The following is a 26,197-nucleotide window of genomic DNA, read 5'->3' as shown; positions in this document are numbered from 1 at the left end:
GTATTCGGCAAAAAAGATTGTTGGGAAATGACGGTTTTGTATTTTGACCATTCACCGGATACTTGCCAACTGGCAGATTTTCGTTAGCCCGTAACAGAAAATCCTAGCCCGTAAGCGCTGTGATAGCCCGTAAGGGGAGTTCTGGCCCGTAATAACTATGCTTGTCCGTAGGCACTCACGCCACTGCTCCAAAACCCTCCAGCGCTCGACTATGATGGTTCCTGCACATAGGCAGGTTCGCAAACCCGCCACTTACGCGCACAAGAAGCGAGGTTTTACATGGCTTTCGACACCGAACACGCCGTCGAGCAGGTCGCATCGCTGCCCGCAATGAAGACCGCCGTGCGCAGCGGCACCGACCTCACCGAGCTGTGGCCGCTCACCACCGCCGAGCGCATGGACAACGACGCAAAGTACGCGGAGAATCTGCAGGTGCGGCTCACGCTCACAATGGCGCGCGTGCTCGTCGGCACCACGGAGGTCACGCTCCCCGACGCCGAATTCGTATACGAGGGCGCGGATGCGATTCCGGGTCGCCCCCAGGAAGTCGTCGACGCGCTTCTCGCTGCCAATGACGCCTACGAGCAGCTCAATCCGTACTCAGATTTGCATGATTTCAGTCTTCTGTTCGAGGCCGCCGAGACGCTGACTGCCAGCTGGAGCGAGGCCACGCAAAAACAGCTTGGCAAGATCCTCGATGACTGCACTGCATATATTCATAACTCCGATCAGACGCGCATCACCGGGCTCGACCACCGCTTCGCCGTGGTGCTGGTCACGTTCGCGCAGATGCTCCGCGTGCTGCGTTCACAGATCATCGCCAATCTCGGCTCCGACTCGCCACACACCGGCGGCGCCTCCTCTGACCGAGTGCGCCATCTCGAGCGCGTTGCGCTCCCGCTGCTCCCGTTCATCAATGAATTCGCCGAAACGCTGGGCGTGCCGCGCATCTGCGTGACCGCCGACCAATGGCACGGTCTGCTCGCCGCATTCGCCACGCCGAATGGCGACGACGACTCTGCAGATTCCGCCCGCGTACTCGCCGAATCCCTACTCCCGCTTGCCGCGGCGGAGTGGCGCAAGCACCGCGAAGACATTCTGTGGGACCCGGCCGAGGCCAAGCGCGCCGCCAAGGAGGAGGATGAGCGCAAGAACAAGGAGGCCCTCGCCGCCAAGTTCGCGCATATCAAAGACGATCCGTCCAAGCCGGAAGTCGAGCTCTGACACCGCGCGCAGACCGCCCGCATACCACCCTTCCTTTCCTTCTGCGTAATTCGGGACAAAACCGCGCCCCGATCTGTCCCAAATTACGCAGAGTGGGGCTCTGAAGTCAGGAGGCCCACTTGGTTACGCCTCATCTCATTCCGCCTCACTGCGCCTCATGACGCCTCATTCCACCTCGCCCTTCCTTCATTCTGCGTAATTCGGGACAAAAACACACCCCGATCTGTCCCAAATTACGCCAGAATGGAGCCCTGAGGCCATGCGCCCCACTTAGTTGCCTATTTCACTGCGCTCGACCTCCCTGACCCTATCTCACTCCGCTTCCTCTTGCCTTGCCCCCTCCATCTGCGTAATTCGGGACAAAAACACACCCCGATCTGTCCCAAATTACGCAAATGGGCGCTGGCCCTTTCCTCTCCCATACCTCCTATACCCACATCCCCATGCCCCACCCAGAAGCCTCCCCAATCTGGGACGCCCCACAAACCACTGCCAACCGTCGCACCCACCCGCGCATCACGCTCCAAGCAAGCTTTCAGTCGCTCTGAGTACAATCATCCCGTGCGCAAACTCATTGAACAGATCCTCAAATTCGGCGTCGTCGGAGCCATCGCCTTCGTCATAGACTGGGGCATCCTCAATCTGCTCGTCGGCATCTTCCACATGCATAACGTAATCGCCGGCACCATTTCGTTCACGATCTCGCTGGTGTTCAACTATTTCGCGAGCATGAAATACGTGTTCAAACACCGCCCCGACATGGCGCGTTGGATGGAGATGGCCATCTTCCTGTTCTCCTCGCTGGTCGGACTGTTCCTCAACGCGCTGATCATCTGGCTCTCCACCTACGGCATGAACCGCGACGCGTTCATCACCCAGCACGCCGAGTATCTGCTGCGCACGAACGTCGGCAAGCTCGTCGCCACGGTGATCGTGGCAATCTGGAATTTCATCATTCGCAAGTGGCTGCTCGACGACACGCACACGAACGCCATGAACAGACTCCGCCGCAAAGGCAACGTACTTTCCGAGGAGGAGCTTGAGGCGAAGTGGGAGAAGAGTTTCTCGCACCGCTTGGGCATGTGGAGCATCGAGCATACGCCCAAAGGCTGGGAATAGCAACCCGGGGGCCGCTCTCTCCGCTGTCACTTCCTCACCGCAAAGGCTTGCCACTCTATCTGTTACGGGCTAGCATTCCCCTTACGGGCCGCCATATCGCTTACGGGCTACGATTTCCGGTTACGGGCTAAAACCGTCACTGTATTCGCCCGAAAAGACCGTTGGAAAATGGCGGTTTTGTGTTTTGACCATTCACCGAATACTCGCCAACCGGCGGATTTTCCTTAACCTGTAACAGGGAATCCTAGCCCGTAACAGCTATGCTAGCCCGTAAGCAGCGCGGTTCGACCTTTGGGCACTCTCTCTTACCAGCTCGTACCAGCTCACCCCCACTCACACCCACTAACGCCAAACAGTGCCAAACACTCGGCCATTCCCATCACTCTCGCCTCCGCCGCTTCCTCGGCGGCAGAGGCTTGCCCTCCATCATCGCCGCCACCTCTTCAATCAAGTACCCCTCTTCGAACAACAGCACTGGCTTGTGCGTACGCTCCTCTATACGCGACGCGATTCTCCGCGCGCACTCCAGTCTGCTCTCCCGCGTGCGCATATCGTCGGTCGTCACCTGCACGTATCCCCAGCCGGCCGCCTCGATCTCGTTGCGCCGCTGAGCATCTTCCGCCCAGGTTTTCGCGTGCTGCTTGCCGTCGTACTCCACGCAGATTTTCCACTCCGGATACGCCATATCCAAATACACCGTGCGCCCGCTTGGCAATGTGAGCACATAGTTGATTTTCGGCTCGGGCAGGTCATGTGCGAGGATCACTTCCAGGCGCACTTTCGTCTCCATTGGCGAATCGACGCGCTCCCGCATGAGCACGACCGCCATCTCGCACTTCTCTATGCCACGCGGCGCCCGTTTTCGCCCACTATCTGCAGATTCCGACCACTCGCGCACCTGCGCGATGTAGTCTTGGAAATCGCACAGGCGATAATGAAGATACATTTTCTCCAGCATGTTCTGGCGCCCGAGTATGTTGTCTCCCAAGGCAACCAGCTGATCCAACTCGACGTACTGCGCCAGCATGAACCATGTGCACACGGGATCAGTGCAGTAGACTCCTTTGATTGGCTCTATCATGATCATTGGGATGTTCATGTAGTAGCACGCAGCACCATACTTCTTCTTCAGCGGAGGCCGACTGGACCGCTCTGCCCCTAACACCTGGATGGAACCGTCCCGTGTCCAGTCCCGGTATGGGGGCAACAACTGCGGCGTGGTTATTCCCATCACTTTCAAGGCGAAGACCAAGCAACATGTTGCAGACTTCCGACGCTTTTTGACGAAGTCAGAGTACTGCTTGCTCGCACGCGCAGACTCTGCCTTGAGCTCGCTCTTCATGCCCTCGTTGATGTTTTCCTGTAGGTCCATAACATACAGCCAAGCAGTTCATCGAGTGCGGGTAAAGCTCGACGGGGCATTATGGTCGGAGGACGTGGTTTCGTGCAGAATGTGGATAACCGCCGATGTTCTCCACCGTGTTATCCACAACGAGCCATCCCACCTTCACCGGCTGAACTCTTCTGTTACGGGCTAAGCCCCCTACAACTCACACCACCCCTTACTCACACCGCCCCTTACTCACACCGCCCTTACGGGCTAGGATTACGGGCCAAAAATCCCCCTTACGGGCCAACATCACTGTTACGGGCTAGCATTTTCGGTTACGGGCTAAAGCCATCATGGTATCCTCCAAAAAAGATCGTTGGAAAATAGCGGTTTTCGATTTTGAATACTCATCGAATACCCGCCAACCGGAGAATTTTCCTTAGCCCGTAACAGGAAATCCTAGCCCGTAAGGGGAATGCTGGCCCGTAAGCCATATGCTAGCCCGTAGCACTGGGTATCCCGTAAAGACTGTGCTAGTTCGTAAGTAGAACGAGGTCCGGCCTATTTCGCACTGAAAATCCACGCCACCCTCAGCGCTCGATACATCCGCATCGGCACTAATGATTACGCCACCACCAACACCTCACCGCTCACCGACGTACACTGACCTACACTGGAAGCGACCACATTCAACTGGCTCAATTGCCAATCACTCAAAGGAGCACTAATGCCAGTCATTCACACGCACGTTTCCGTCCCCACCACCGCCGAGCAGCGCGACGCCCTCAAGACCGCGTTCGGCCAGGCCATCCCCGCTGTCCCAGGCAAGTCCGAGGGCTGGCTCATGTGCCTGTTCGAAAGCGACGTCCCCATGTACTTCGGCGGCACGAACGACGCCCCGGTCGCCTATGTCGAGGTGAACGTCTTCGGCAGCTTGGTCCCGAAGTCCGCGTGGCAGAAGCTCACGCCCGCGATCATGGACGCGCTGCAAGACACCTTGCAAATCCCCGCCGACCGCACCTACATCCGCTACACCGCCACCCCGGACTGGGGCTGGAACGGCGGCAATTTCTAAAGTCCCACCCCGCAAACGCAGAAAGACCCAGGCCCGGAAGGAGTAAACGGGCCTGGGTCTTTCTTTATTCACTGGAGAGCTCACACGCTTAGGGGGCTATTGCGAGCTCAATCGTTCTTAATTCTCAATTCTCAATTGACATAGAGGCGGCAAAGGCAGCGGCGCAGGCTGTGAGGCTGCACCTCTCAGCCTCTCAGCCCCTCAGCCTCAGCGCCGCCGCGATGCCAACCACCACACTACTTGTTCTCGCGGGTGCGCGCCTTGCGCACCTCGAGAATGAGCACCCCCGCGATGCCAATCGCCGCGGCAGCCATGATCGCCACCACCGCGATGTCAGCACCGGTGCGTGCCGACTTGCCCGGCGTCACCTGAGATGTAGGCGTAGTAGGAGTGGTCGGCTGTTCCGGTTTCGTCGGCTTCTCAGGCTTCGAGTTCGTGATCGTGAAATCGGCGGTCTCTGGGTTGATGATGTCCTCGTCGATGAACACGTGGTACCCGTCCGGCACGTTGTCTTCCACCACGAAGTAGCGGTCACCTACAGGCAGATTATCGAATACGTAGGCCCAGTTGTTCTCTGCGGACAGCTCCACGGAGTTCAATGGCGTATCGTGCCCTTCCATCCACAGCGACACCTTCACCGACTTCGGGCGGGTGTTCGGATCGTCGTTCTTCCACACCTTCTTGACGTGAATAGGATCAAGACCAGTGGCGGGGTTTTTCTTCGGATGGATGGTAACGTTCATCGGATCATCGCCGTTCACATCGGGGAGTGCCACGAGTGAATAGGAAGCTTCATAAGAGGTGGTGACCTTCTTGCCCTGTGCGGTTGTGGTTTCCACCTTATGTATCGGCGAATCCACGAGGTAGAGTCCGCGTCCCAGACCATCGAACTTCAGTGTGCCATTTGCATCGGTGACTCCGCTTTTCAGCTCCTCGATGTTTCCGCCGGTGCCATTGGTCTGCTGAATGTAGTTGTGGAGTGTCTTTGCGAGTCCTCGCAGCTGGCTGGACGTAGCGCCCATGATCTGTGTGATGGTGATAGTTCCACCGTCGTTGCCCGCAATACCGATCTGGTTGAAGACACCGTCCTTGAATGCGCCGATTGGGTCATATCGCCCTTCCGCCCCGTTCCATTCACCGATTTGGTAGAGCTTGAACGTAGCGCCCGCCACCGCAGTTTTCACATTTTCGCCAGCCTCGTCTTTTACGACATTGCCCTTGTTGTCGGTTTTGTCGACAACAAAGTTGACGGTGATGCTCCCCGTCTCCTCCGCCTGCGCGGCCGGCACGCTTGCGCCGATGATGCCGCTGAGCCCGAGCCCGGCCAGCACTGCGCATACCGTGCCGACCAATCCTGCGCGCTTGCTGCGCTGCATGATGTTCATGGTGTTCTCCTTCACTCACTCTGTTGCCAAGAGTATTCCCGCGCATTGCGCGGAATCAAGTTCTGTTGCCGTGTTCCGTTGTTTCCGTTCCGGAATCGGCTCGCTGTTCTGTTCCGTGGTTGTCGCTTGCAGATTCGAGCGTCTGGGCGGCTTTGCGCTTCTTCCCACGCCTTCTCACGAGCCAGATCGCCAGCAGCAACAGCACGAGCAGCACCCCGGCCCCGATCGCGATGGCCGTCCACAGCATCGATTCGGGCTCATCGTAGTGTGCGGCCACCTGCTCCGCAGGCGGGTTCGGCACGCGGTGCCCGCGCACGAGCAGCCGGTGCGAGTTCACCCCGTACGGCGTGCAGGTGATGAGCGTCGAGTAGTCGGCCCCCGGTTCAATGGCGAGCTTGTCCATTTCGCCCGGCAGCACGACGTTGATCTCGTCCACTTCGTAGGTCAGCGTGCGGTCGAGCACGGTGTACTGGAACAGGTCGCCCTTCTTGAGCTGGTCCAGATCGGTGATCAGCTTGGCACTCGGCAGCCCGGTGTGCCCAGAGACCACGGAATGCGAGGTCTCTCCGCCCACTGGCAGTGATGAGCCGGTCAGGTGCCCGAGCGCGATCTGCAACACGGCTTCGTCGGTGCCGTGGTAGATGGGCAGCTGCACGCCAATTTTCGGGATCGACAGGTAGCCCATGATCCCGGTGCCGGTGATGTCGAGCGTGCGCTCGTACCGTTCGCGTTGTTCGGCGTTGTCGTCGAGGTGCCACCGGTCGGCCACGTTCGGCAGGTCGGCGTTGTATTTGTCGGCTTCGGCGAGCATGGCCGCCCGCCGTTCGGGTTCCATGCTTTTGACTTGTTCGACGTACCCGGCCACGGCGCGTGAGGCGTGCATGCGGTTCCACCAGTCCGCCACGGTGGGGTATGAGAGCACGCCGATGCCTACGAGCAGTATCACGGCGAACAATGTGATGAACAGATTGCTCACCAGATTGCTGCGTTGCTTCGCCGGCGTGTGTTTGCTCAACGTGCCCCTCCGTATGTGTGTGATTGTAGATACCGCAAAAGCGGGCATTTCATTCCGTGTATTGGAGTGGAATGCCCGCTTGTGCATGTGTGTCCTTAATCTAGCGGATTGCTATTCGCTCATCCTCAGATTTCGGTGTGCAGACTCTCAGGCCTGGCGGCGACGGAGAGCGACTGCGAGACCAACACCGGCGATCAGGACGATCAGGCCGCCCACGGTGTAGAGCACAACGGTGCCCATGCCACCGGTCGACGGGAGCTGGGAGTTCTTGGTGTTGATGACCGTCTTAGTCACAGAGCCCTCTTCCTTGTTGCCAGTGAAGTTATTGTTAGCGGTGAGGCTGGTAAGCTTTGCGTGGGTTTCACCAGTCTCGGTGGTGGTCTGATGCTCCGCCGAGATCACAAAGATGATCGGCTCAATCTTCTGGTAGCTGTCCGGAGCAGTCTTCTCAGTGAGGGTATAGGTACCTTCATCGAGATGGTTGAAGGTGAAGCGAGTGTCATCAGTAGCAGTCACCACATCGATGACATTGCCGTCAGCATCGGTCAGCTCGAAGACAGCGCCCGCAAGCGGCTTGTTATCGCCGTCAACCTTATCCACGACAACCTTGTAGGTGAAAACAATTGCGTAATCTGGCTTGGTTGTACCAGTCTGGTCAGAATCAGGGTTGTTCGAGTACTCGAGCTCAACCTTGTTGTCGTTGCCGGCAGAGCCGTGCACAGCGTGCTCGTTCAACGTAGCCTTATAGTTAATGATAACCTTCGTGTCCTTTGCATAGTCCGCAGCCGTAACACCAGAAACCTTCTTAATATCAGCATTAGTGAAGGTCAAAGTGGTCGCAGAACCATTACCACCGGTAGTGGTTACATCAAACTCAATCGGCTTACCGTTAATCGTACCGGTAACCTTATTATTCTTGAAGGTCTGAGCCGTCAAGCCTGCAGACAGCGTATCGTGGAACACCAGCTTGTAGGAATCATAGTCAGCGATGCGATCGCCAAGGGTGGCGGTCAGCTGGAACGGAACTTCTTCACCTAGACCGTAGTCTGCAGAATCATTCCAATCCTTGTTGTTCTCATCCTGCTCGTCGTCCTTAACCTTCTTCTCGACAGTCGGGGCGTCGAACTTCTTGGTGACCTCTACCGTGGCGCCAGAAGCAGGCAGCGCAACCAAGAGGCTGTACGCGTCTTTCTGGTTCAGATTAGCGGTAGCATCGGTGAGGAGATAGAAGCCCTCATCGACAGTCAACGGGGTAGCCGCGGAAACCTGACCCGCCTTGGTGCCAGAAATAGTACCATTATCGGTAATAGCGACAAAATCTTTCAGAGTCTCGAGCGCATCAACCTTCTCTTTATCGGTCGTCTTGTCTTTGAGCGCGTCCTCAAGGGTCTTCAGGTCTTCATCGGAAGCCGTGCCGGTCTTCTTGGCCGCAGCGCCCCAAGAGAGATTTGACCAAGTACCGTCAGCATTGTGAGTACCGGTGAAAATCTGCCAAACATCATAAGTGTGGCTATTGTTCGAGTTAACCGTGATGCAAGTCCGTCCTGCAACCGGCTGCTCTGCGCAAGCACCAGCAACAGCTTCGGCAGCATAGGCGCTGGAGGCGCCGACGAAGCCGGTGACGCCGAGCGAGAGAGCTGCAACAACAGCAGCCGCGCCCTTCCATACTTTCTTCATAATATCTCCTTATATCTCTGATGCGAGAACAGCCTCGCATCGGAACAATGTTCCGGCCTGTTGGGCCGGTTGCGTCTATGGTTGATCGGCTCGCGCCTCTCCCCCGCAGACGTGTCCTGTGCTGTACCAATCCACAAACCAGGACCTTCGTGCATTCGCGGTTCCATGGTTTCTTTGCCATATCTCCGTAAATGCCGCTTCTCTTCAGTTGTTCGTCAAGCCTTCCGCATAATCGCTCAGCCCTGAGCAATCTGAGTTGACTCCGCAACAAATCATATGCTATTTTCACAATTTCTGCAACATGAAGCGCCTAATCCAAACACTTGCCTAATCATTTCCCTAAGCAAATCAAGCGTTTTCGAATAACCAAGTATCTAAATCCGCTATCCACCATATGAACACCCTCACCCCACCTGTCTCCATCCACCCGACCCCTCTTCCCCCTTACCCCCTATACAATTCCCACAAACCTGCCCACCTCTCCAACACCCACCTTCAACCTGCTCAAACCCATTAGACACAACCCCTAATTCCGTCCTCCCCACCACGATCCACCTCCCCGTTACGGGCTAACCTTCCCGTTACGGGTATATTTTTTTGTTACGGGCTAGGGTTCTTCCCCAAATGCGGAACACAGATCGCCCAAAATCTCCCAAAAGCAACCATGTGGCACGACAACAAGAACACAAACAGTCAGTTCACGAACAATTCCGCACATGTATATCTGAACCCCAATAGCCCGTAACAGAAAATCCTAGCCCGTAAGGGTTTGAGTAGCCCGTAACAGAAAGGTCGTCCTGTAAGCGACAGCAATATCTAGCGACAGCGGCATCTGCAGTGATTATGCAGCGGCTAATGACATCCCGTAGCAGCATAGATCAACATGATCACAGAAACGCCGACTACACTACCATGCGCATTATGCGTATAATCAGAGACTGCGATTCAAGGAGGTCGAACGTACCTTACTTAGGGATGGCTGGCGCGTGAAAACACAGGTGGGAAGTCACCGACAGTACGTTCACCCCGCCAAAAGCGGGAAAGTGACTGTGCCCACCCATGCCGGCGATCTACCTCCCGGCACCGTGCGCGCAATCTGGAAATAAGCAGGCATTCAAGGAGAGAAAATAAAGTGAAGTTTACATACCCCATCGTCTTGGAACCGGAAGAAGAAGGCGGCTATACAGTCACCGCGCCCGATCTACCGGGGCTCGTCACCTTCGGCAACACACTCGACGAAGCGCTTGCCATGGCCATCGACGCAGCTAGCGGGTGGGTGCTCACCGAGCTTGAAGACGGCAAACCAGCGCCCGAAGCGACACCGCTCCACCAGGTACACACCAATGATTCCAAGGATCTCACCACACTCATTCTGCTCGATATGGACGCATACGCCGAGCGATACGGCAACCGGGCCGTGCGAAAGAACGTAACCATTCCCGCATGGCTCGACACCTGGGCATCGAAGGCAGGCGTGAACTATTCGCACACGCTGCGCAATGCTTTGGAATCCGAGTACAAGCGCGCAACGGCGAAAGCATAGCACCCCTCTGCCTCTCTTACGGATAGCCCATTATTTTTTACGGGCTAGCAAGGCGCTTACGGGCTAGGATTTTCGGTTACGGGCTAAGATCAACCGAGTAGCCACGGCGGCAATGAAAACAAGAAACGTTGGAAAATAGCCGTTTCCCAGACTCCAGCAAATCAGCGGGAGGCGGCAAATCACAAAAACCGGGAGAAATCTGCTAGCCCGTAGCAGAAAAGGCTAGCCCGTAAGGGTGATGATGGCCCGTAAGCCAAGCGTTAGCCCGTAACAGATAATGACATCCCGTAAGAGAGACGACGGGGCTAATGGAGGCGTGCGGGCCGGGAGAACAGGGATGAAGGCGGCCAAATGTCTGAGGGGCCACCCATTACGGGCGACCCCTCAGACGCTGAAGGCCAGAACAGATCAGACGATCTTCGGCATCGGGGTGGTCAGGCTCGTGGTCAGGTTCACCTGCACGAGGCCGGCACCCGAATGCGCCTCGACCTTCTTGAGCGTCACGGTGCGCTCGTCGGCGGGGGCGGCGTCGTTGTCGGTCATCGTGGCCGGCGACTTCACAGCCACCAAGGCGAGATCGGCGAAGTCGATGCCGGCGTCGGCGCACAGGCGCTCCGCCTCGGCCTCGGACTCGGCGAAACCGGCCTTGTCGACCACACGGTCGGCCGGCACACCGTACGCATTGCCACACACGAACTCGATCTTCTCGCGCAACGACTCGCCCTTGAAGCTCTTCGGCTGCTCGGGCAGCGCCTCGTCGGAAACGGCCTCGACGAACGCATCGAGCTGCGGTGCGAGCGCCTCGCCGCCATCGCGGAACAGATTGCCCACAATCGGGTCACGGAAGCCAAGTTCCTCCGCAGTCTCGCGCAGGGCGGGAATCTGGTCATCCTCGCCCTCCCACAGGTTGATGAGCGGGAAGGTGGGAATGCCGAGCTTCTCCAAGCGATCGACATGGAACGGGTAGCGCCACTGCAGGGCAGGATCGTCGCGCCAAGTGGTCGCGCGAGTCACCACAACCGCGGCACTCGGCCACTGCGCGCCGTATTCACGGCATGCGATGTCAAGCCACTTCTGCGCGCCGGCGTCGGCGCCGTAGCCGGCCTCGACGATCACCACGTCGTGCAGCGCGCACGCCATCTCAACGGAAACAAGCGTAGGAATGCCAATGGAAACGTTCGCGAACGGGCCGCCGTGCACATACACCGGCGAGCCGTTCACGGTCTCGGTTTTCGCCGGCTTCACGGCGTCGGTGAGCATGTTCGTGATGCGCCACAAGTCAATGAATTCGCCGAAGATCACGGGCTTGCCGTCCTTCGTGCCGGCGATCATATGCGCCACACGGTCTGCGATCTCGTCCATCGAGCGCGACAGCACGACGATCTGCATGAGCTCGCAGGTCGGTGTGAGCACCACGCGCTCGGGAACATTGCCCTTGCCGCGGTCCACGGCAATCTGGCGCAGCGAGCGCGACGGCACTTCGGAGACGCGCGGCACGAGCACCGTGTCGAGCAGGCCGTCGTCAATAGCCTTCTCGGCGAAGGAGACGAGCAGATTCTGCGCGGCCTCGATCGACCCCATCTCGCCGCACAGACCCCAGTCGATGAGCTCGGGATGCGTGAGCGACGCCTTGCCGCCGCCGGAGGCACCGCCCTTCGAACCGGCTGCGGTGATGCCCATGCTCGGCTGGCGAAGAACGGCGGCCGCATCGATGCCACGTTCGTTGAGCGCGTCGATGAGCGCGATTGTCGTGGTGGTCTTGCCCTCGCCGCGCGATGCCTTGAGCGGGGTGTCCGCCGTCACAAGCACCACCTTGCCCTGCTTACGCGGTGCGTCGGGGTTGTTCTTCAGGGAGTCGAGGTAACCGAAAGCGTCGATCTTGTCTACCAATCCGTAAGGCTTGGTGAAGTTCTCGATGAGCGTCACTACACGTTCCTTTCCGCGGGATTTGCTGCCCTTTCAACATATCAGCACGGCATGGCGCACGAGGCGAGCGTGTCACTGTGCGAACGCGGCGCAGCCTCGAGAACGGGCCTGATCATGGGCATTGCGGCTCCCTCCTATATTCTGTACTCGGCAATCTGCACGAGTCATACTCGGCAATTTGCATGAGTTCTACTCAGCAATCTGCATGAATCGTATTCTCCCCTTGTGCATGAATCTGCTTTGGTGTGACGGTCGGCTGAGCTGCCCTCATTCCAAAATGGCGGAATTCCGCCATTCGCAGTTCGGGTCTCTAAGTGGCACCGTCACACCAAAGCGGGAAACGCCACACCAAAGCATTCTCCGGGGCCGCTCGCCTCCCAACCCCACGACTGTCGTGGGGTTGGGAGGGGAGCGGGAGGGAGGACTGCAGGTGTGAATCAGTTGTCGGACATCGCGAAGTGGTTCTTCATCGCGAGGCTCGACGTGAACAGCGCGGAGTCGAGCAGCTTCTCGGTCTCCTTCTTGAGTTTGCGCGCCAAATCGTCGTTCGCCGTGGCCAGCACCTCGCGTACCTCCGGGTTGCGCACGGCGGCGATGATCTCGTCTGGGCTCATCGGCTGCACGTCTTCCACGAGCTCGTCTTCGACGAATTCGGCATCGGCCTCGCGCTCACGGGACGCGGCCTCGAGCACGGCGGCGCCACCCAAGCGGTTCACCTGCTCATCGGCGGCACGCACCATGGCATGACCGAGCGCGCCGACTTTCTGCTGGTAGGTCTCCACGGCGTTCGCGGTCTCGGCGAACTGCGCGTCACACAGCACGCCGATCAGCCGGTTCGCCCAGTAGAAGTTCTCCGAGGTCACGCGCGTGGTCGTGTCGCGCAGATAGGCCGGGGTGTCGTCCACGTTCGGGAAGAACGGGACCATCGCGTTGAACGGATTCGAACCATAGGCAAGCCACTGCACCGCGCGGTTGACCTGCGGGCGGTACGGGCGAATCTGCATGACGGCCAGATGATTCGTGCGGTTGATGCCGATCGGGCGGAAGCGCGTGCGCGACGCCGTGTCACCACGCGAGCCATACGGGTCGAACGGGGTCTCCTGGTAGTGCGAGCTCAGAATGTACTTCACATCTTCCATCGAGATCTTGCGGTCGGGCTGGCGGCACCACGGAATGTCGTCGGAATCCGGCTTGTGGTCGGCATCCGGACCGTCCCACACCTCGTCGAGCGGATTGAAATAGCGCTGCATATACCACGCGCGCGGCGTGTTGTACACATGGTCGGAGTCGGAGTGCGAGCCGAACGCGTCGCGCGGCGAGAACGGCGTGGACCCCTCCACCGCGAGATCGAGATGATTCTCCTCAATGAAGTCGAGCAGATCGGCACTGCACATGTAGTTGACCTGCTCGCCGGTGCCGTCTTCGATGTCGAACTCGTCAATGCCGAGCTGATTCGGCATCGTCACATAGCAGTCATCCGGCACGCGGCGCGCGATCCAGTGGTGGCCACCTACGGTCTCGAGCCACCAGATCTCGTTCGCATCGCTGAACGCCACACCGTTCATCTCGTACGTGCCATACTCCTCGAGCAGCGCACCCAGGCGAGCGACGCCCTCGCGCGCGGTCTTGACATACGGCAGCACGATGGTGAGGAAGTCCTCCTCGCCAATGCCGCCGGCGATCTCCGGCTCGTAGTCCGCGTCGCCCGGCTTGCCTTGCGCTGGCACATACTCGACGAGCGGGTCGGCACCGAGCACGCGCTCGTTCGTCGTGAGCGTCTCGGTGGCGCTCATCGCCACGTTCGCTTCATTCACGCCGGCCTCGCCCCAGATTCCCTGCTTGCGGTCCGCGTTCGGCACACTCGAATACTGCAGCGGGTCGTCGGGCAGCTCGATCTGCACATGCGAGATCACCGCGCGGTAGGTGCGCGGCTGGTCCTGCGGCTTCACAATGATGAACTGCTTCGGGTCGAATTCGCCGTTGCAGCTGTCTTCATTGCGCGCGATGATCGTCGACCCGTCGTAACTCGCGTCTCTGCCTACTAGCAGTGTGGTGCAGCTCATGATTCTCCTCAGCTCGTCTGTTGTTTTTCGAACATTGTAGAAGTTTACAGATTCTCCACACATGCGCCACCCATGATGCGATATGCGAAGTTCATATGCTGAGATTGTGCGCTGCGGCAGAGCGTTTCCTGCTTATGCATGGCATGGCATGCATAGTGCTTACGGGCCAACAAACCTCTTACGGGCCAGGATTTCCGTTACGGGCTAGGATTTCCTGTTACGGGCTAGGGCAAAAGTCCCAAATCCCAAATCAAGGCATTGGAAAATGGCGGTTTTGCGTCACGAATACTCCGGAATCCGGGGATTCGCCTTAGCCCGTAACAGGAAATCCTAGCCCGTAAGCACAAAACTAGCCCGTAAGAAGTACCCTAGCCTGTAACGGAGCACGTAACAGAACCCGTCGCAGAACCTGTGACGGAAAAGTGGGGCATGCGGTCAGAGATCGCATGCCCCACTTGCATATGAACAGCGACGCGACCCCAATGGAGGGAACGCATACGCCATATGGGAGATTAGAAGTCGGCCATGCTGAAGGCGTCCTTCATGTTCACGCTCGTGGCCTGCAGGCACTGGGCGAGAATCGTCTGGGTCTGGGCCTTGAGCTGCTTGGCCATGTTCTCGTTGGCGGCGGCCAGCACCTCGCGGGTCTTCTCATTGCGGGTGGCCTTCACCACGTCTGCGGGCTTCATCGGCTCCACGTCGGCAGGCAGCGACTCCTCCTCATCCTCGCGTTCGCGGGCGGCAGCGGCGCGCGTGTCTTTGCCGCCGAGACGGGCGAGCTGCTCGTCGGTGGCGAACACCATCTGATGCCCAAGCGCGGCGACGGTCTGCTTGTAGTGGGCGATTGGCTCGGCGGTGCCCGAGTAGTCCGAGTCACCGAGCACGGCGAGGAATCTGCTCGCCCAGTAATAACTGTCGAGCGTGACCTCCGGCGTCGTGTTGCTCACGTAATCCGGCATCGCGTCGACGTTCGCGAAGAACGGCACGGTGGCGTTGAACGGCGTGGCGGCGAACGTGATCCAGTGAATCGCGCGGTCGGCCTGCGGGGCGTACGGGCGAATCTGCATGATCGAGCGCTCGCAGGTGCGGTTGATGCCGGCAGGACGATACAGGTGACGGGTCGCCTCGGTGCCGAGCTTGCCGTACGGGTCGAACTTCGTGCCCTGGTAGTGCATGGCGAGCGCGTAGTCGATGTCTTCGATTGTGATCTTGTGGTCGGGCTGGCGGCACCACGGAATGTCGTCGCTGGATGGCGTGAGGTCGGCGTCCGGGCCCTCCCACGTCTCGTCGAGCGGATTGAAGTAGCGCTCGATCATCCACGCGCGCGGCGTGTTGTACACATGGTCCATGTCGGAATGCGAGCCGAAGGCGTCGCGCGGGTCGAACTGGCCTTCGAGCGCGTAGTCGACGTCGAGGTGATGCATGCGCATGAATTCGCGCAGATCGGCGGAGCACATGTAGTCGCGCTGCTCGCCGAACGCATCTTCGAAATCGAACTCGTCGATGCCCAGGCGGTTCGGATTCACCACGTAGCAGTCATCGGGCACGCGGCGCGCGATCCAATGATGCCCGCCCACCGTCTCGATCCACCACACCTCGTGCGAATCCGCGAACCCGATGCCGTTGCTTTCGTACGTGCCGTATTCCTCGAGCAGCGAACCCAGGCGCTCCACGCCCTCGCGAGCGGTGTGAATGTACGGCAGCACGATCGTGACGAGATCCTCCTCGCCAATGCCGCCGGCCACCGCGGGCACATAGTTCGCGTCGCCGGGCTTGCCGATCGCCGGCGTGTATGGCACGAGCGGATCTGCGCCGAGCACGCGCGCGTTCGACGTGATCGTTTCGGTCGCGGTCATCGCCACGTTCGCCTCGTTGATGCCGGCCTCGCCCCACACGCCGGCGCTCGTGAACGAATTCGGGGTCTCGGAATACTGCAGCGGATTGTCGGGCAGCTCGATCGTCAGGTGACCGTTCACGCTCGTGTAGGTGCGCGGCTGGTCTTCGGGCCGCACGATGATGAGCTTCTTGTTGTTGAACGAGCCGGGCTCGTCGTCTTCATTGCGCGCGATGATCGTCGACCCGTCATAGCTCGCGCCGCGGCCCACCAGAATTGTAGTGCATGCCATTTTGCTCCCTCGATTTCACGAATTGGTTTCTCTTCGCTCCTTTAGTGTTCTACCGCGCTTTGCCGCGCACCGGCAGCGCTGGGCGGCCAATTATTCCATAGGTGGATATGTGGGCGAATATGCGGGCGCCGATGTGGTTTGCAGATCGCCCCATTCGCGGCCTGTTATATGGAAGACTCCGTGAAACGAACCACTGCACGACATATCTGCGTCCCGTTTTACGGAAGCTTCCGTAAGATATGCCGCAGATTGCCCTCCTCGCGGTCTGTTACGCGGAAGGTTCCGGAAGATACGCCACAGATTGACTCCCCATGGCCTGGCATACGGAAGCATCCGTAAGACGGACCGCCAATCAGCTAATCTGCGGCCAGTCATACGGAAGCATCCGAAAAACGGACCGCGGAATGCCGCTCCCGCGTACCGTTACACGGAAGCTTCCGAAAGAACGACCAAGAAACTGACCCACCGCGGCACAGCATACGGAAGACTCCGCAAAACAGACCGCAGACGAACCTCACTGCGGCATAACGCACGGATGCTTCCGAAAAACGGACCGCGAGGCAGAGCTCAGCACTTGCCGATCAGCGTGATGCCGCCGCCGTCGACGACCTGCGAATGCTCGAGGCCGTGGAGCATCTCGTTGAGCCAGAAGCCGAGCTTCAGGCCTTCGATCGGCGAGGTGGTGCCCCAGATCTGCAGTACGTAGCCGTGGTCCTTGTCCGGCGGCTGCGGTCCGGTGTAGTGCGCGACGAGCTGCAGATTCTGCTGATCCTGCCCGTACAGCGGCGACGCTTGCGAATTGCGGCCCTGCACGGCCTCCGGGATCATCGCGGTGACGCGGCGCGAGAAGTCCGGCGGAATCTGCAAGGCGTGCGCGTCGGACGGGTCGAACATGAGCGCGGCGACCGGCAGATTCGCCATGGTCCAGTGTATCCATTCGAATCCGCACACCGGAATGGAATCCGGGTCGCTGAATTCCCAGTGCAAATACTTGGCAGCCGGGTTGAGATGGTCGATATAGAACGGGAGCGAGACGCAGGGCACGCCGTCGACGCGGGCATCTTCGGGCGCGTTCTTGGCATACTGCTCGGGGATTGTGTTGAAATCTGCGGAAACTAACATGATTCCAGTATCGCGCACAGTGTTGCCCTCGCGTTTCGTGTTCACGCCGAGCACGCACATTGAACGGCAGTTTGCGCAGACATTTCCGCGTAAACTGCCATTTCCAGATTACAGATTGGCGGTTTCCACGGGACCCTCTGAATGTTATGCCATTTTAGGGTGGCATAGTGGCTTGTTGATCGGAAGACTCCGAACAACATGCCATTCCCATAACGCAGTACGCTAGCGACGTTCGGGCAGCAGCGCGCAGAACAGCGCCTCGATGTCAAGCAACGCGTTGCCATTGCCCGCGATGCGCCGGCGTGCAGTGGAGATGGCGTCCATGCGTGCGAGGGTCTGCTCGCGGGTGAGCTGTGCGGAGAGCTCGGCTATGACGTCGCGGTTCTCGATGTTGATGAGTCCCACCGACCCCTCGGCATCGTTCTGGAACACGGCGACGTCGCGGTAGATGCTGGCGATCGTGGTGAACGCGCGGTCGAGCACATCGCGGGTCATGCGCGTGGCGTGCCGCTTGATGTCGTCTTTTTTGGCGAGCGCGGTGTATGCGCGGCGAAGATCGGCAGGCACCATCTCGTCGGGCGCGAGTCCGTTGAGTTTGCGGAATTCCGCCTGCCGCTCCCCAGCCGCCTGCTCAGCGCGTTCGTTCGCCTGCTCCTGCGCGGACCCATACAGTTCGCCCGCGAAGATGACCGCCTGCGATGCGCGGGTCATCTTCAGCACATTGTTCACAAGCCGGTCGCGCTCCCGCAGCACGCTCGGGTATTGCGCGTAGAGCCGCGCGATGTCGAGATTCCCCTCGCACAGCCGCGCAATGCGCACTGCCGTTTCACGTGAAACTGGGCACGGTTCGGGAGTGGGAGCCGTCTTGGGCGCCTTCGCAGATTTCCCGGCGCGCGCCGCCTTCGCATCCGCCCGGCCGCCGCTCGCCTTCGCCCGCGCGCGCTCGCGCTTCATCGGGTCTTCGAGCACGCGCACCTCGCGTTCCAGCCAGGTCGCGATCTCGTCGGCCACGGGCACGCCAAGTGTGACGAGCCGCGTGCGCGAACGGATCGTGGGCAGCACATCCTGCGCGCTCGGCGCACACAGCAGCCAGATCGTGTGCGCGGAAGGCTCCTCGATCTCCTTGAGCAGCACGTTCGTCGTGCGCTCGAGCATACGTTCGGTGTTCTCGATGGTGATGATTCGCCAAGGCGCGGTGCTCGGCATCTGCTCGCTGAGCGTGACCAGATCGCGCACTTCGTCGATGCCGATCGTCACCTTGTCGGTGGAGAGTGTGACGACGTCGGGGAAGCGGTCTGCGAGAATCTGCGAGGTGATCTTCGTCGGCAGCTCGCCCTCGCCGTGGTCGGGGCTCTCCAGCGCGGCGGCGAACGCGCGCGCGACCTGCATGGTGCCCGAGCCGGCCGGCCCGCAGATCAGCCACGACTGCGCCACGCCGCGCCCGTCACCCTCGGCGACGCGCCTGAGTTCCTCGACAACCTTCGGCTGCCCTACGATTGCATCCCACACACTCATAGGTGTTACTCAAGCAGATTCGCGACGTCGTCGCAAATCAATCCGGCGATTTTCTCCACGGACTGCTGCGCGTCGATCACGCGGAAGCGCTGCGGCTGCGCGGCCGCGAGCTCGAGGAACGCCGTGCGCGTGCGCTGCTGGAAGTCGTCGCCGGCGGATTCCATGCGGTCTTCGGCGTGCTCGAGGCGCGTGTGCGAGGCGCGCGGGTCGATGTCGAGCAAGTAGGTGCGCGCGGGCAGCAGATTGTTCGTGGCCCACATGCTTAGAGTCCCGATGTCGTCGGCAGTGAGCTCGCGGCCGCCGGACTGGTAGGCGAGCGAGGAGTCAAGGTAACGGTCGGTGATGACGATGGCGCCGCGCTCGAGCGCCGGGCGGATGACTTCGCTCACGTGCTGGGCGCGGTCGGCGGCGAACAGCAACGCCTCGGTGCGCGAGGAGATCTCCTCGTCGGGATTCGCGGTGAGCAGCATGGCGCGGATCTGCGTGCCGAGCGCGGTGCCACCCGGCTCGCGCGTGACGACCACCTCGCGGCCGAGCGTGCGCAGGTGGTCTGCGAGCAGATTCACCTGCGTCGTCTTGCCGGCGCCGTCCACACCTTCGAACGAAATGAACAGTCCTGCGCCCATCGCCTCTCCTTATCTGATACTTATCTGTGCCTGCTACGGAGCTGATACCTGCTACGGGCCAGAGTATCCTTTACGGGCTACCACAACCCTTACAGGCCAGACTTTTGCTTACGGGCTAGCAATTCCTGTTACGGGCTAGGGAAAATGAGTAGGGTACCCTGTATCGGCTGCATAAAACCGCCATTTTTCAACAATCTGTATCCTGCATACGGGCTACGGCCGTAGCCCGTAACAGGAAATCTTAGCCCGTAAGAAATAACTTAGCCCGTAAGGGATAACTTAGCCCGTAACGGGCTGGCGTTCCCGTTACGGGCTAGGAGTTTCCCTTATGGGACAGAGTTGCATATCCGGCTACTTGGCGGGGACGACCGGCGGGCGGGTGAAGCCTTCGTTCGCCTCCAAATACTCGACGTCGGCCTTCACCGTGGAGGCCGAGGAGCCGATCTCCTTCGCGATGCGCGTGTTCGCCCAGCCCTTGGCCGCCAGTTCGCGCACCTGCTCGCGGCGCTTGTCGCGGGCCATCTCGGTGGCGGACTTCTTCGGCGTGGCCTTCCTGCCCTTCGCTGTGCCTTTCGCGCTGGATTTCGCGCTGGCCTTCCCCTTGCGGCCCCGCTTCTTGGTCGGGCCGGCGGCACGCTTCTCGGCGAGCAGGCGGAACGCGTCCTCGGCGGAGATGGTCTTCGGATCGTACTGCTTGGGCAGCGAGCGGTTCGTCTCGCCGTCGGTGATATACGCGCCGTAGAATCCTTCCTTGATGCTCACCTCGCGCTTCGACTCCGGGTCGGGCCCGAGCGTGCGCAGCGGCGGCTTCGTGGCACCGCGCCCACGGCCGTACTTCGGCTGCGCGAACAATGCCTGCGCATGGGCCTCGTCAACGGTGAAGATCGCGTCTTCAGACTCGAGCGAGCGCGTTTCCGAAGCGCCGCCGTCCGCGCGCGTCTTCGTCAGGTACGGGCCGTAGCGGCCGTTGCTCGCGCTGATCGTGACCGAGACCGTCTCACCGGTCTTCGCATCCACCTCGTCATACGTGCACACGGTGCGTGGCAGGCTCAGCAAACGCAGCGCGTCGTCGAGCGTGACCGTCTCCGGTTTCATGCTCTTGAACAGCGACGCCATCTTCGGCTTCGGCTCTGCGGTCTTCTTCTTGCCGGCCGCAGCAGTCTCATTCGCAGATTCCGGCGCCACCAACGCCACATATGGGCCGAATCTGCCATTGCGCACCTCGACGGTGCCTCCGGTGGCCGGATCGGTGCCCAGCACGCGCGGACCGCCCGCATTGCTGGCGATGAGCTTGCGTGCCTCGCCCACCGTGAGTTCGTCGGGCGCGACGGTGTCGGGGATTGAGGCGCGCTTCGGATTGCCCTCGGCGTCCAGGTCCTTCGTGTCTTCCAAATACGGGCCATAGCGCCCCACGCGCACATGGATGCCGTCGCCGATCGGAATCGTGTTGATCTCACGGGCGTCGATCTCGCCGAGCTGCGCGACCTGGCGTTGCAGTCCCTCATGAGCCTCGTCGGCCGAGCGCGCGGAATCCGCACCCGAACCGAAGTAGAACTGGGTGAGCCATTCGCGGCCGGTCTCGTTGCCATGCGCGATCTGGTCGAGACCGTTCTCCATATCGGCGGTGAACTGGTAGTCCACGTACTTGGGGAACTTCGTCTCGAGCAGCTTGGTCACGGCGAAGGCGAGCCAGCTGGGGATTAGCGCGCGCCCGCGCTCGTACACATACCCGCGGTCGATGATCGTCGAGATGATGCTCGCGTACGTCGACGGACGGCCGATCTCCTTGGCCTCCAGAGTCTTCACGAGCGACGCCTCAGTGTAGCGTGCCGGCGGTTGCGTCTCATGGCCGTCTGCAAGCACGTTCTTCGCAGGCAATTCGGCACCCTCGGCGAGCGGCGGCAGCGACGCACTCTCCTCGCCCTTCTTGCCCGAGCCGCCGCGCTCGCCGGTCACGCGCATGAAGCCGGGGAATTCGATCACCGTGCCCGACGACTGGAACGTCGCCTCGCCGAGTCCGCCCGCAGATGCGGCAAAGCGCGCGGTGGCGGTGGAACCGGTGGCATCGGCCATCTGCGAGGCGAGCGTGCGCTGCCAGATCAGCGTGTACAGCTTGAGCTGATCGGGCGGCAACGTGGCGAGCTGCGAGGGATCGCGGAAGTGCGAGCCGGCGGGGCGAATACACTCGTGCGCCTCCTGCGCGCCCGCGGTCTTCGTCGCATACTGCTTGGGCTTTTCGGGCAGGTACTGTGCGCCGAAGTTCTTCGCCACGCTCTCGCGCGCGGCTTCGATGGCCTCATGCGACAGCGTCACCGAATCGGTGCGCATATAGGTGATGTACCCGTTCTCGTACAGACTCTGGGCCGCGCGCATCGTCTGCCGCGAGCTCATGCCGAGCCTGTTGCCGGCGGCCTGCTGCATGGTCGACGTGGTGAACGGCGGTTGCGGGCGCCTGCGATACGGCTTCTTCTCCACCGAGATCACGCGGAAGCGGGCGTCGGCGAGCGCATCGGCAAGCTCGCCGGCCTGCGATTCACCCAGCTGCAACGCGCCATCCGTGCGCGCGGCGTCGGTGAGCGTGCCGTCCGACTTGAAATCCTTGGACGTAGCCAGACGAGTGCCATTGAGCGCGATCATGCGCGATTCGAAATCGGTCATCTCGCCGAGCGCGTCCGGAGCGCACAACGTCGCCACGACATCCCAGTACGGCGCACGCACGAACGCCATGCGCTCGCGTTCGCGCTCCACAATGAGACGCGTGGCCACCGACTGCACTCGGCCGGCGGAGAGGCCCGGACCCACCTTGCGCCACAGCACCGGCGACAGCTCATAGCCGTACAGGCGGTCGAGCACGCGGCGGGTCTCCTGCGCGTCCACCATGTTGTTGTCCACTTCGCGCGTGTGGTCGAGCGATGTGCGGATCGCCTCCGGCGTGATCTCGTGGAACACCATGCGCTTGACCGGCACCTTCGGCTTGAGCGTCTGCACGAGATGCCACGCAATCGCTTCGCCTTCGCGATCCTCATCGGTGGCGAGGTAGAGTTCGCTGGCATTGCGCAGTGCGGACCGCAGTTCGGAGACGGTTTTCTTCTTCTCCGGGCCGACTATGTAGTACGGCTTGAACCCGTCGTTCACATCCACGCCGAACTTGCCGAACTTCGCCTTCTCGTCCGCCGGAACCTGGCTCGGCTGTGCGAGGTCGCGAATATGGCCCACCGAAGCCAGAACGGTGTAGCCGTCTCCGAGATACCCGCCGATCTTCTTCGCCTTGGCGGGAGACTCCACTATGACGAGCTTGCTGCCGGTGGTCATGATCGCTCTCCTTACTTTCCCTGACGAGTCCACATACTACTCACGTTCCACACAACTTTTGCGCGCGGAGCGTGTTTTCGAGCTATTGCGCCCCATATGGCCCCATTGTTCGAAGCACGCCGCCATATATACACGATATACACGTACACTATACGGAATACGAAGCCTCCCCCACTCTCTCCCCCGCACTTCCCGACCCGCTACGGGCTAAGTTTCCCATTACGGGCTAACCCGACCGTTACGGGCCAGCGTAACTGTTACGGGCTAGGATTTCCTGTTACGGGCTAAAATCCACTGGGTATCATATGACCCCACAACGTTGAAAAATGGCGGTTTTGCGGATTCTTCCTCGCGGAGATTATGGTTTTCACTCCGGAAAATCCTAGCCCGTAACAGAAAATCCTAGCCCATAAGGGGCACGCTAGCCCGTAACGATTTTGGTAGCCCGTAGCAGGGGGATCAGCGGCGCGGAGGCGCAGGCGGGGCGCCGATCTGGCCCAGGCGCGTGAGCGGCGACGCGGTGAGCTGACGCACGGCCAGCACAGCGCCGACGACGAGCGCGTTCACCGCAATCACGAGCACGCCGGCGGACATGCACGCGCCGCCCGTCGACCAGGCGACGCCGTATTCGAGTCCGGGGAAAATCTGCCAAATAACATAGCCGGCGTAGGCGAAACCGCAGATGCCGAGCGTGATGAGCACGGTCGAGGCAATCTGCACGCTGGCGGACGAGACGCGCTTGCCGGGGCGGTCCATGCCGCTCGTGCGCGTGAACAGCAACATGAGCATCGCGAGCGCGCCCACAAGGAACACGGCCATGAGCACGTCGCAGGGGCGGTGCCATTTGTCTGCGATCACAAAGACGCCCACGAGCATGGAATAGGCGGCGGCGAGCAGGGCGCAGGCGGCGCGCCACGCCCGGGGCACCGCGCAGACGAGCATGAGTCCGGCGGTGATGGCGAGCATCGTGTGTCCGCTGGGCGCGGAGTTCGCGGTGGACGAATGAATCTGCATAAGCAGTGGCCGAGGGAGTGCCGGTTTGAGCACGCGCGCGCAGGCGAAACTCACGGCGGCGAATGCGGCGAGCTGGCCGGCGAGCCACCAACGGCGGCGCAACAGCGCGACGAACACGGCGATGGCACCGAGCGCGATGCTCACGCTGATCACGACCACGGAATCGGTGAGTCCCAGATTATGTTCGAGCAGCCACTGCGGCGTGTAGTTCGCGAAATTGTCGATGACGAGGTCTTCGTAGCCCTGGCCTTTGAGCGTGTGCACGCCGAGCCAGTACGAGCCGAATGCGAGCAGTGCGAACACGAGCGCGAGCACCCCGCACAGGATGCGGCTCGAGGTGCGCGGGCGAATCATCAGCGGATCGACCTGCGTGAGCCCGGCTTCGATTTGGGCTTGCAGATCCTCCGGCGAATTCTTGGCCGTGCGCTCGCTTTCGCTTTCGGACAGCGGCACGAAGCCACGCGCGCGGGCGGCATCAATCTGTGCGGCGATGCGCGGGTCCTGATTCGGTTTGTCTGCGCGTACGTCCACGCGCTCCTGCAGCACGCTCCACTGTGTGTCGTCTGCGGGGGCAGATTGTGCGTTGGTATTCGTCTCGTCGTGCTCGCTCATGCTATTCACGATACGTGCAGAACTGAACAGTGAGCAGATATGAAAAACCTCCGCGCACCCACCAGAGGCCACTTACCCTTGCTGCATTCCTGCCCTGGGGGGATTGGGTGACATAGTGCCACGCGGAGGCGTAAGCCAGTGTACACCATCCCTGCCCCAATGCCAACCCAACGCGCGCACCCGTACCCGTCTGCGTAAATCCGTCTGCATAAAAAGGGACAGATAGAGACTTGCAGATGTCCCCGATTACGCAAAGGAGGAATTGCGTAGGGAAAACAAAAGGGTGACGCGTAGGCGTCACCCTTTCCACGGTTGCATAGGCTACGGGAAGCCGAATCAGGCCTTCCATACGTCCTTGCCGGCGGCCTTGGCGGCTGCGACATCGGCGTTGAGCTCCTCCTCGTTGGCTTCGACGTCACCCTTGATGAAGGCTTCGACGAGCTGGCGGGCCTCGGTGTCCTCATGCTGGACGGCCGGGGACTTCATGAAGTAGGAGGACGGCGCGAGCACCGGGCCGGCCAGACCGCGGTCGAGGGCGATCTTGGCGGCGCGCACGGCGTCGATCACGATGCCGGCGGAGTTCGGCGAATCCCACACCTGCAGCTTGTATTCGAGGCTCAGCGGAACATCGCCGAAGGTCGTACCTTCGAGGCGCACGAATGCGAACTTGCGGTCGTCGAGCCATGCCACATAGTCGGACGGGCCGATGTGCACGTTGTGCGGATCCATCTCGTGAGGCACCACGGAGGTGACGGCGCGCGTCTTCGAAATCTTCTTGGACTCGAGGCGCGAACGCTGCAACATGTTCATGAAGTCCATGTTGCCGCCCACATTGAGCTGGTAGGTGCGGTCGAGGCGCACACCGCGGTCTTCGAACAGGCGGGCGAGCACGCGGTGCGTGATCGTGGCGCCGACCTGGCTCTTGATGTCGTCGCCGATGATCGGCACGCCGGCATCGCGGAACTTCTGGGCCCACTCAGGGTCGGAGGCGATGAACACGGGCAGGCAGTTGACGAAGGCCACACCGGCATCCATGGCGGCCTGGGCGTAGGCCTTGTCGGCCTCTTCGGAACCCACCGGCAGGTAGGAGACGAGCACGTCGACCTTCTTGTCGCGCAGCACCTGGGCCACGTCCACCGGCTCCTCGTCGCTCTCGGTGATCATCTCGCGGTAGTACTCGCCGAGACCGTCGTGGGTCGGTCCGCGCAGCACCTCGACGCCGAGGTTCGGGACATCCGCGAACTTGATCGTGTTGTTCTGCGAGGCGCCGATCGCTTCGGAGAGGTCCTTGCCAACCTTGTCGGCATCAACGTCGAACGCGGTCACGAATTCGATGTCGCGAACGCGGTATCCGCCGAAATTGTTGTGCATGAGGCCGGGAATCTTGTCTTCGTCCTTGGTGTCCTTGTAATACTCGACACCCTGCACCAGTGACGAGGCGCAATTACCCACACCGGCAATAGCCACGCGAATGCTCATTGAAACGACTCCTCTAATCTGTGTTACTCGTGAG

Annotated in this window: 18 protein-coding genes and 1 other RNA gene; 5 read left to right on the top strand and 14 right to left on the bottom strand. The window is 60.5% G+C overall.

Annotated elements, in window-relative coordinates; all coding sequences use genetic code 11:
- Window positions 1-279: 279 nt before the first annotated feature.
- A complete protein-coding gene (locus BANAN_RS01210) occupies window positions 280-1,224 on the top strand; it encodes a hypothetical protein (RefSeq protein WP_014697171.1) in 945 nt (314 codons plus the stop codon).
- 561 nt (window positions 1,225-1,785) lie between these two features.
- The gene (locus BANAN_RS01205; RefSeq protein ID WP_014697170.1) at window positions 1,786-2,343 is read left to right on the top strand and encodes a GtrA family protein; all 558 of its coding nucleotides are present in this window, start codon (window positions 1,786-1,788) and stop codon (window positions 2,341-2,343) included.
- A gap of 379 nt (window positions 2,344-2,722) precedes the next feature.
- Here the strand turns inward: BANAN_RS01205 and BANAN_RS01200 are convergent, their stop codons facing one another.
- Window positions 2,723-3,424 carry a DUF559 domain-containing protein gene (locus BANAN_RS01200; protein WP_237705823.1) on the bottom strand — a complete coding sequence of 234 codons (702 nt, stop codon included), beginning with the start codon at window positions 3,422-3,424 and terminating at the stop codon, window positions 2,723-2,725.
- A gap of 976 nt (window positions 3,425-4,400) precedes the next feature.
- Here BANAN_RS01200 and BANAN_RS01195 point away from each other — a divergent pair.
- Window positions 4,401-4,748 (top strand): phenylpyruvate tautomerase MIF-related protein, encoded by a 348-nt coding sequence (locus BANAN_RS01195; protein ID WP_014697168.1) that lies wholly within the window; start codon window positions 4,401-4,403, stop codon window positions 4,746-4,748.
- Between the two features lie 236 nt (window positions 4,749-4,984).
- Here BANAN_RS01195 and BANAN_RS01190 read toward each other — a convergent pair whose 3' ends face one another.
- The 3 genes from BANAN_RS01190 to BANAN_RS01180 form a co-directional block, all read right to left on the bottom strand.
- Window positions 4,985-6,133: a Cna B-type domain-containing protein gene (locus BANAN_RS01190; RefSeq protein WP_014697167.1), complete on the bottom strand. Its 1,149-nt coding sequence runs from the start codon at window positions 6,131-6,133 to the stop codon at window positions 4,985-4,987.
- 55 nt (window positions 6,134-6,188) lie between these two features.
- Complete coding sequence (locus BANAN_RS01185) at window positions 6,189-7,148, bottom strand: class C sortase (protein ID WP_014697166.1); 960 nt, start codon at window positions 7,146-7,148, stop codon at window positions 6,189-6,191.
- 147 nt (window positions 7,149-7,295) lie between these two features.
- Window positions 7,296-8,825 carry an isopeptide-forming domain-containing fimbrial protein gene (locus BANAN_RS01180; protein WP_014697165.1) on the bottom strand — a complete coding sequence of 510 codons (1,530 nt, stop codon included), beginning with the start codon at window positions 8,823-8,825 and terminating at the stop codon, window positions 7,296-7,298.
- A gap of 986 nt (window positions 8,826-9,811) precedes the next feature.
- Here BANAN_RS01180 and BANAN_RS08095 point away from each other — a divergent pair.
- Window positions 9,812-9,931 (top strand): type II toxin-antitoxin system HicA family toxin, encoded by a 120-nt coding sequence (locus BANAN_RS08095; protein ID WP_337442331.1) that lies wholly within the window; start codon window positions 9,812-9,814, stop codon window positions 9,929-9,931.
- Between the two features lie 26 nt (window positions 9,932-9,957).
- The gene (locus tag BANAN_RS01175; protein WP_014697164.1) at window positions 9,958-10,368 is read left to right on the top strand and encodes a type II toxin-antitoxin system HicB family antitoxin; all 411 of its coding nucleotides are present in this window, start codon (window positions 9,958-9,960) and stop codon (window positions 10,366-10,368) included.
- Window positions 10,369-10,776: 408 nt separating this feature from the next.
- Here the strand turns inward: BANAN_RS01175 and BANAN_RS01170 are convergent, their stop codons facing one another.
- The 10 genes from BANAN_RS01170 to BANAN_RS01130 all read right to left on the bottom strand — a co-directional run bounded on the left by BANAN_RS01170 (window position 10,777) and on the right by BANAN_RS01130 (window position 26,163).
- A complete protein-coding gene (locus BANAN_RS01170; protein WP_014697163.1) occupies window positions 10,777-12,294 on the bottom strand; it encodes a formate--tetrahydrofolate ligase in 1,518 nt (505 codons plus the stop codon).
- 437 nt (window positions 12,295-12,731) lie between these two features.
- A complete protein-coding gene (locus BANAN_RS01165) occupies window positions 12,732-14,357 on the bottom strand; it encodes a C69 family dipeptidase (RefSeq protein WP_014697162.1) in 1,626 nt (541 codons plus the stop codon).
- A 512-nt stretch (window positions 14,358-14,869) separates the two neighbouring features.
- Window positions 14,870-16,483: a C69 family dipeptidase gene (locus BANAN_RS01160; protein WP_014697161.1), complete on the bottom strand. Its 1,614-nt coding sequence runs from the start codon at window positions 16,481-16,483 to the stop codon at window positions 14,870-14,872.
- 567 nt (window positions 16,484-17,050) lie between these two features.
- Window positions 17,051-17,605 carry a YbhB/YbcL family Raf kinase inhibitor-like protein gene (locus tag BANAN_RS01155; RefSeq protein ID WP_041777084.1) on the bottom strand — a complete coding sequence of 185 codons (555 nt, stop codon included), beginning with the start codon at window positions 17,603-17,605 and terminating at the stop codon, window positions 17,051-17,053.
- A gap of 222 nt (window positions 17,606-17,827) precedes the next feature.
- Entirely contained in the window at window positions 17,828-19,120 is a 1,293-nt protein-coding gene (locus BANAN_RS01150; protein WP_014697159.1) for a DNA polymerase III subunit delta', read from the bottom strand.
- A 5-nt stretch (window positions 19,121-19,125) separates the two neighbouring features.
- A complete protein-coding gene (tmk, locus tag BANAN_RS01145; protein ID WP_014697158.1) occupies window positions 19,126-19,746 on the bottom strand; it encodes a dTMP kinase in 621 nt (206 codons plus the stop codon).
- Between the two features lie 351 nt (window positions 19,747-20,097).
- Entirely contained in the window at window positions 20,098-23,058 is a 2,961-nt protein-coding gene (gene topA / locus BANAN_RS01140; protein WP_014697157.1) for a type I DNA topoisomerase, read from the bottom strand.
- 459 nt (window positions 23,059-23,517) lie between these two features.
- Window positions 23,518-24,684 carry a phosphatase PAP2 family protein gene (locus BANAN_RS01135; protein WP_014697156.1) on the bottom strand — a complete coding sequence of 389 codons (1,167 nt, stop codon included), beginning with the start codon at window positions 24,682-24,684 and terminating at the stop codon, window positions 23,518-23,520.
- 38 nt (window positions 24,685-24,722) lie between these two features.
- An RNA gene (gene ffs / locus BANAN_RS08085) (signal recognition particle sRNA small type) lies at window positions 24,723-24,819 on the bottom strand.
- A gap of 201 nt (window positions 24,820-25,020) precedes the next feature.
- The gene (locus BANAN_RS01130) at window positions 25,021-26,163 is read right to left on the bottom strand and encodes an inositol-3-phosphate synthase (protein WP_004219311.1); all 1,143 of its coding nucleotides are present in this window, start codon (window positions 26,161-26,163) and stop codon (window positions 25,021-25,023) included.
- Between the last annotated feature and the right edge of the window lie 34 nt (window positions 26,164-26,197).

It is taken from the genome of Bifidobacterium animalis subsp. animalis ATCC 25527, from assembly GCF_000260715.1.
GTDB lineage: Bacteria > Actinomycetota > Actinomycetes > Actinomycetales > Bifidobacteriaceae > Bifidobacterium > Bifidobacterium animalis.
The sequence above is the reverse complement of the archived record's forward strand: the minus strand, read 5'-3'. Positions and strand labels throughout refer to the sequence as shown.

Coding starts and splice junctions, on each gene's coding strand:
- BANAN_RS01195 (WP_014697168.1), top strand. CDS start 4,401: ATGCCAGTCATTCACACGCACGTTTCCGTCCCCACCACCGCCGAGCAG.
- BANAN_RS01150 (WP_014697159.1), bottom strand. CDS start 19,120: ATGAGTGTGTGGGATGCAATCGTAGGGCAGCCGAAGGTTGTCGAGGAA.
- BANAN_RS01190 (WP_014697167.1), bottom strand. CDS start 6,133: ATGAACATCATGCAGCGCAGCAAGCGCGCAGGATTGGTCGGCACGGTA.
- BANAN_RS01135 (WP_014697156.1), bottom strand. CDS start 24,684: ATGAGCGAGCACGACGAGACGAATACCAACGCACAATCTGCCCCCGCA.
- BANAN_RS01200 (WP_237705823.1), bottom strand. CDS start 3,424: ATGATAGAGCCAATCAAAGGAGTCTACTGCACTGATCCCGTGTGCACA.
- BANAN_RS01130 (WP_004219311.1), bottom strand. CDS start 26,163: ATGAGCATTCGCGTGGCTATTGCCGGTGTGGGTAATTGCGCCTCGTCA.
- BANAN_RS01180 (WP_014697165.1), bottom strand. CDS start 8,825: ATGAAGAAAGTATGGAAGGGCGCGGCTGCTGTTGTTGCAGCTCTCTCG.
- BANAN_RS01160 (WP_014697161.1), bottom strand. CDS start 16,483: ATGGCATGCACTACAATTCTGGTGGGCCGCGGCGCGAGCTATGACGGG.
- tmk (WP_014697158.1), bottom strand. CDS start 19,746: ATGGGCGCAGGACTGTTCATTTCGTTCGAAGGTGTGGACGGCGCCGGC.
- BANAN_RS01210 (WP_014697171.1), top strand. CDS start 280: ATGGCTTTCGACACCGAACACGCCGTCGAGCAGGTCGCATCGCTGCCC.
- BANAN_RS01165 (WP_014697162.1), bottom strand. CDS start 14,357: ATGAGCTGCACCACACTGCTAGTAGGCAGAGACGCGAGTTACGACGGG.
- BANAN_RS01155 (WP_041777084.1), bottom strand. CDS start 17,605: ATGTTAGTTTCCGCAGATTTCAACACAATCCCCGAGCAGTATGCCAAG.
- topA (WP_014697157.1), bottom strand. CDS start 23,058: ATGACCACCGGCAGCAAGCTCGTCATAGTGGAGTCTCCCGCCAAGGCG.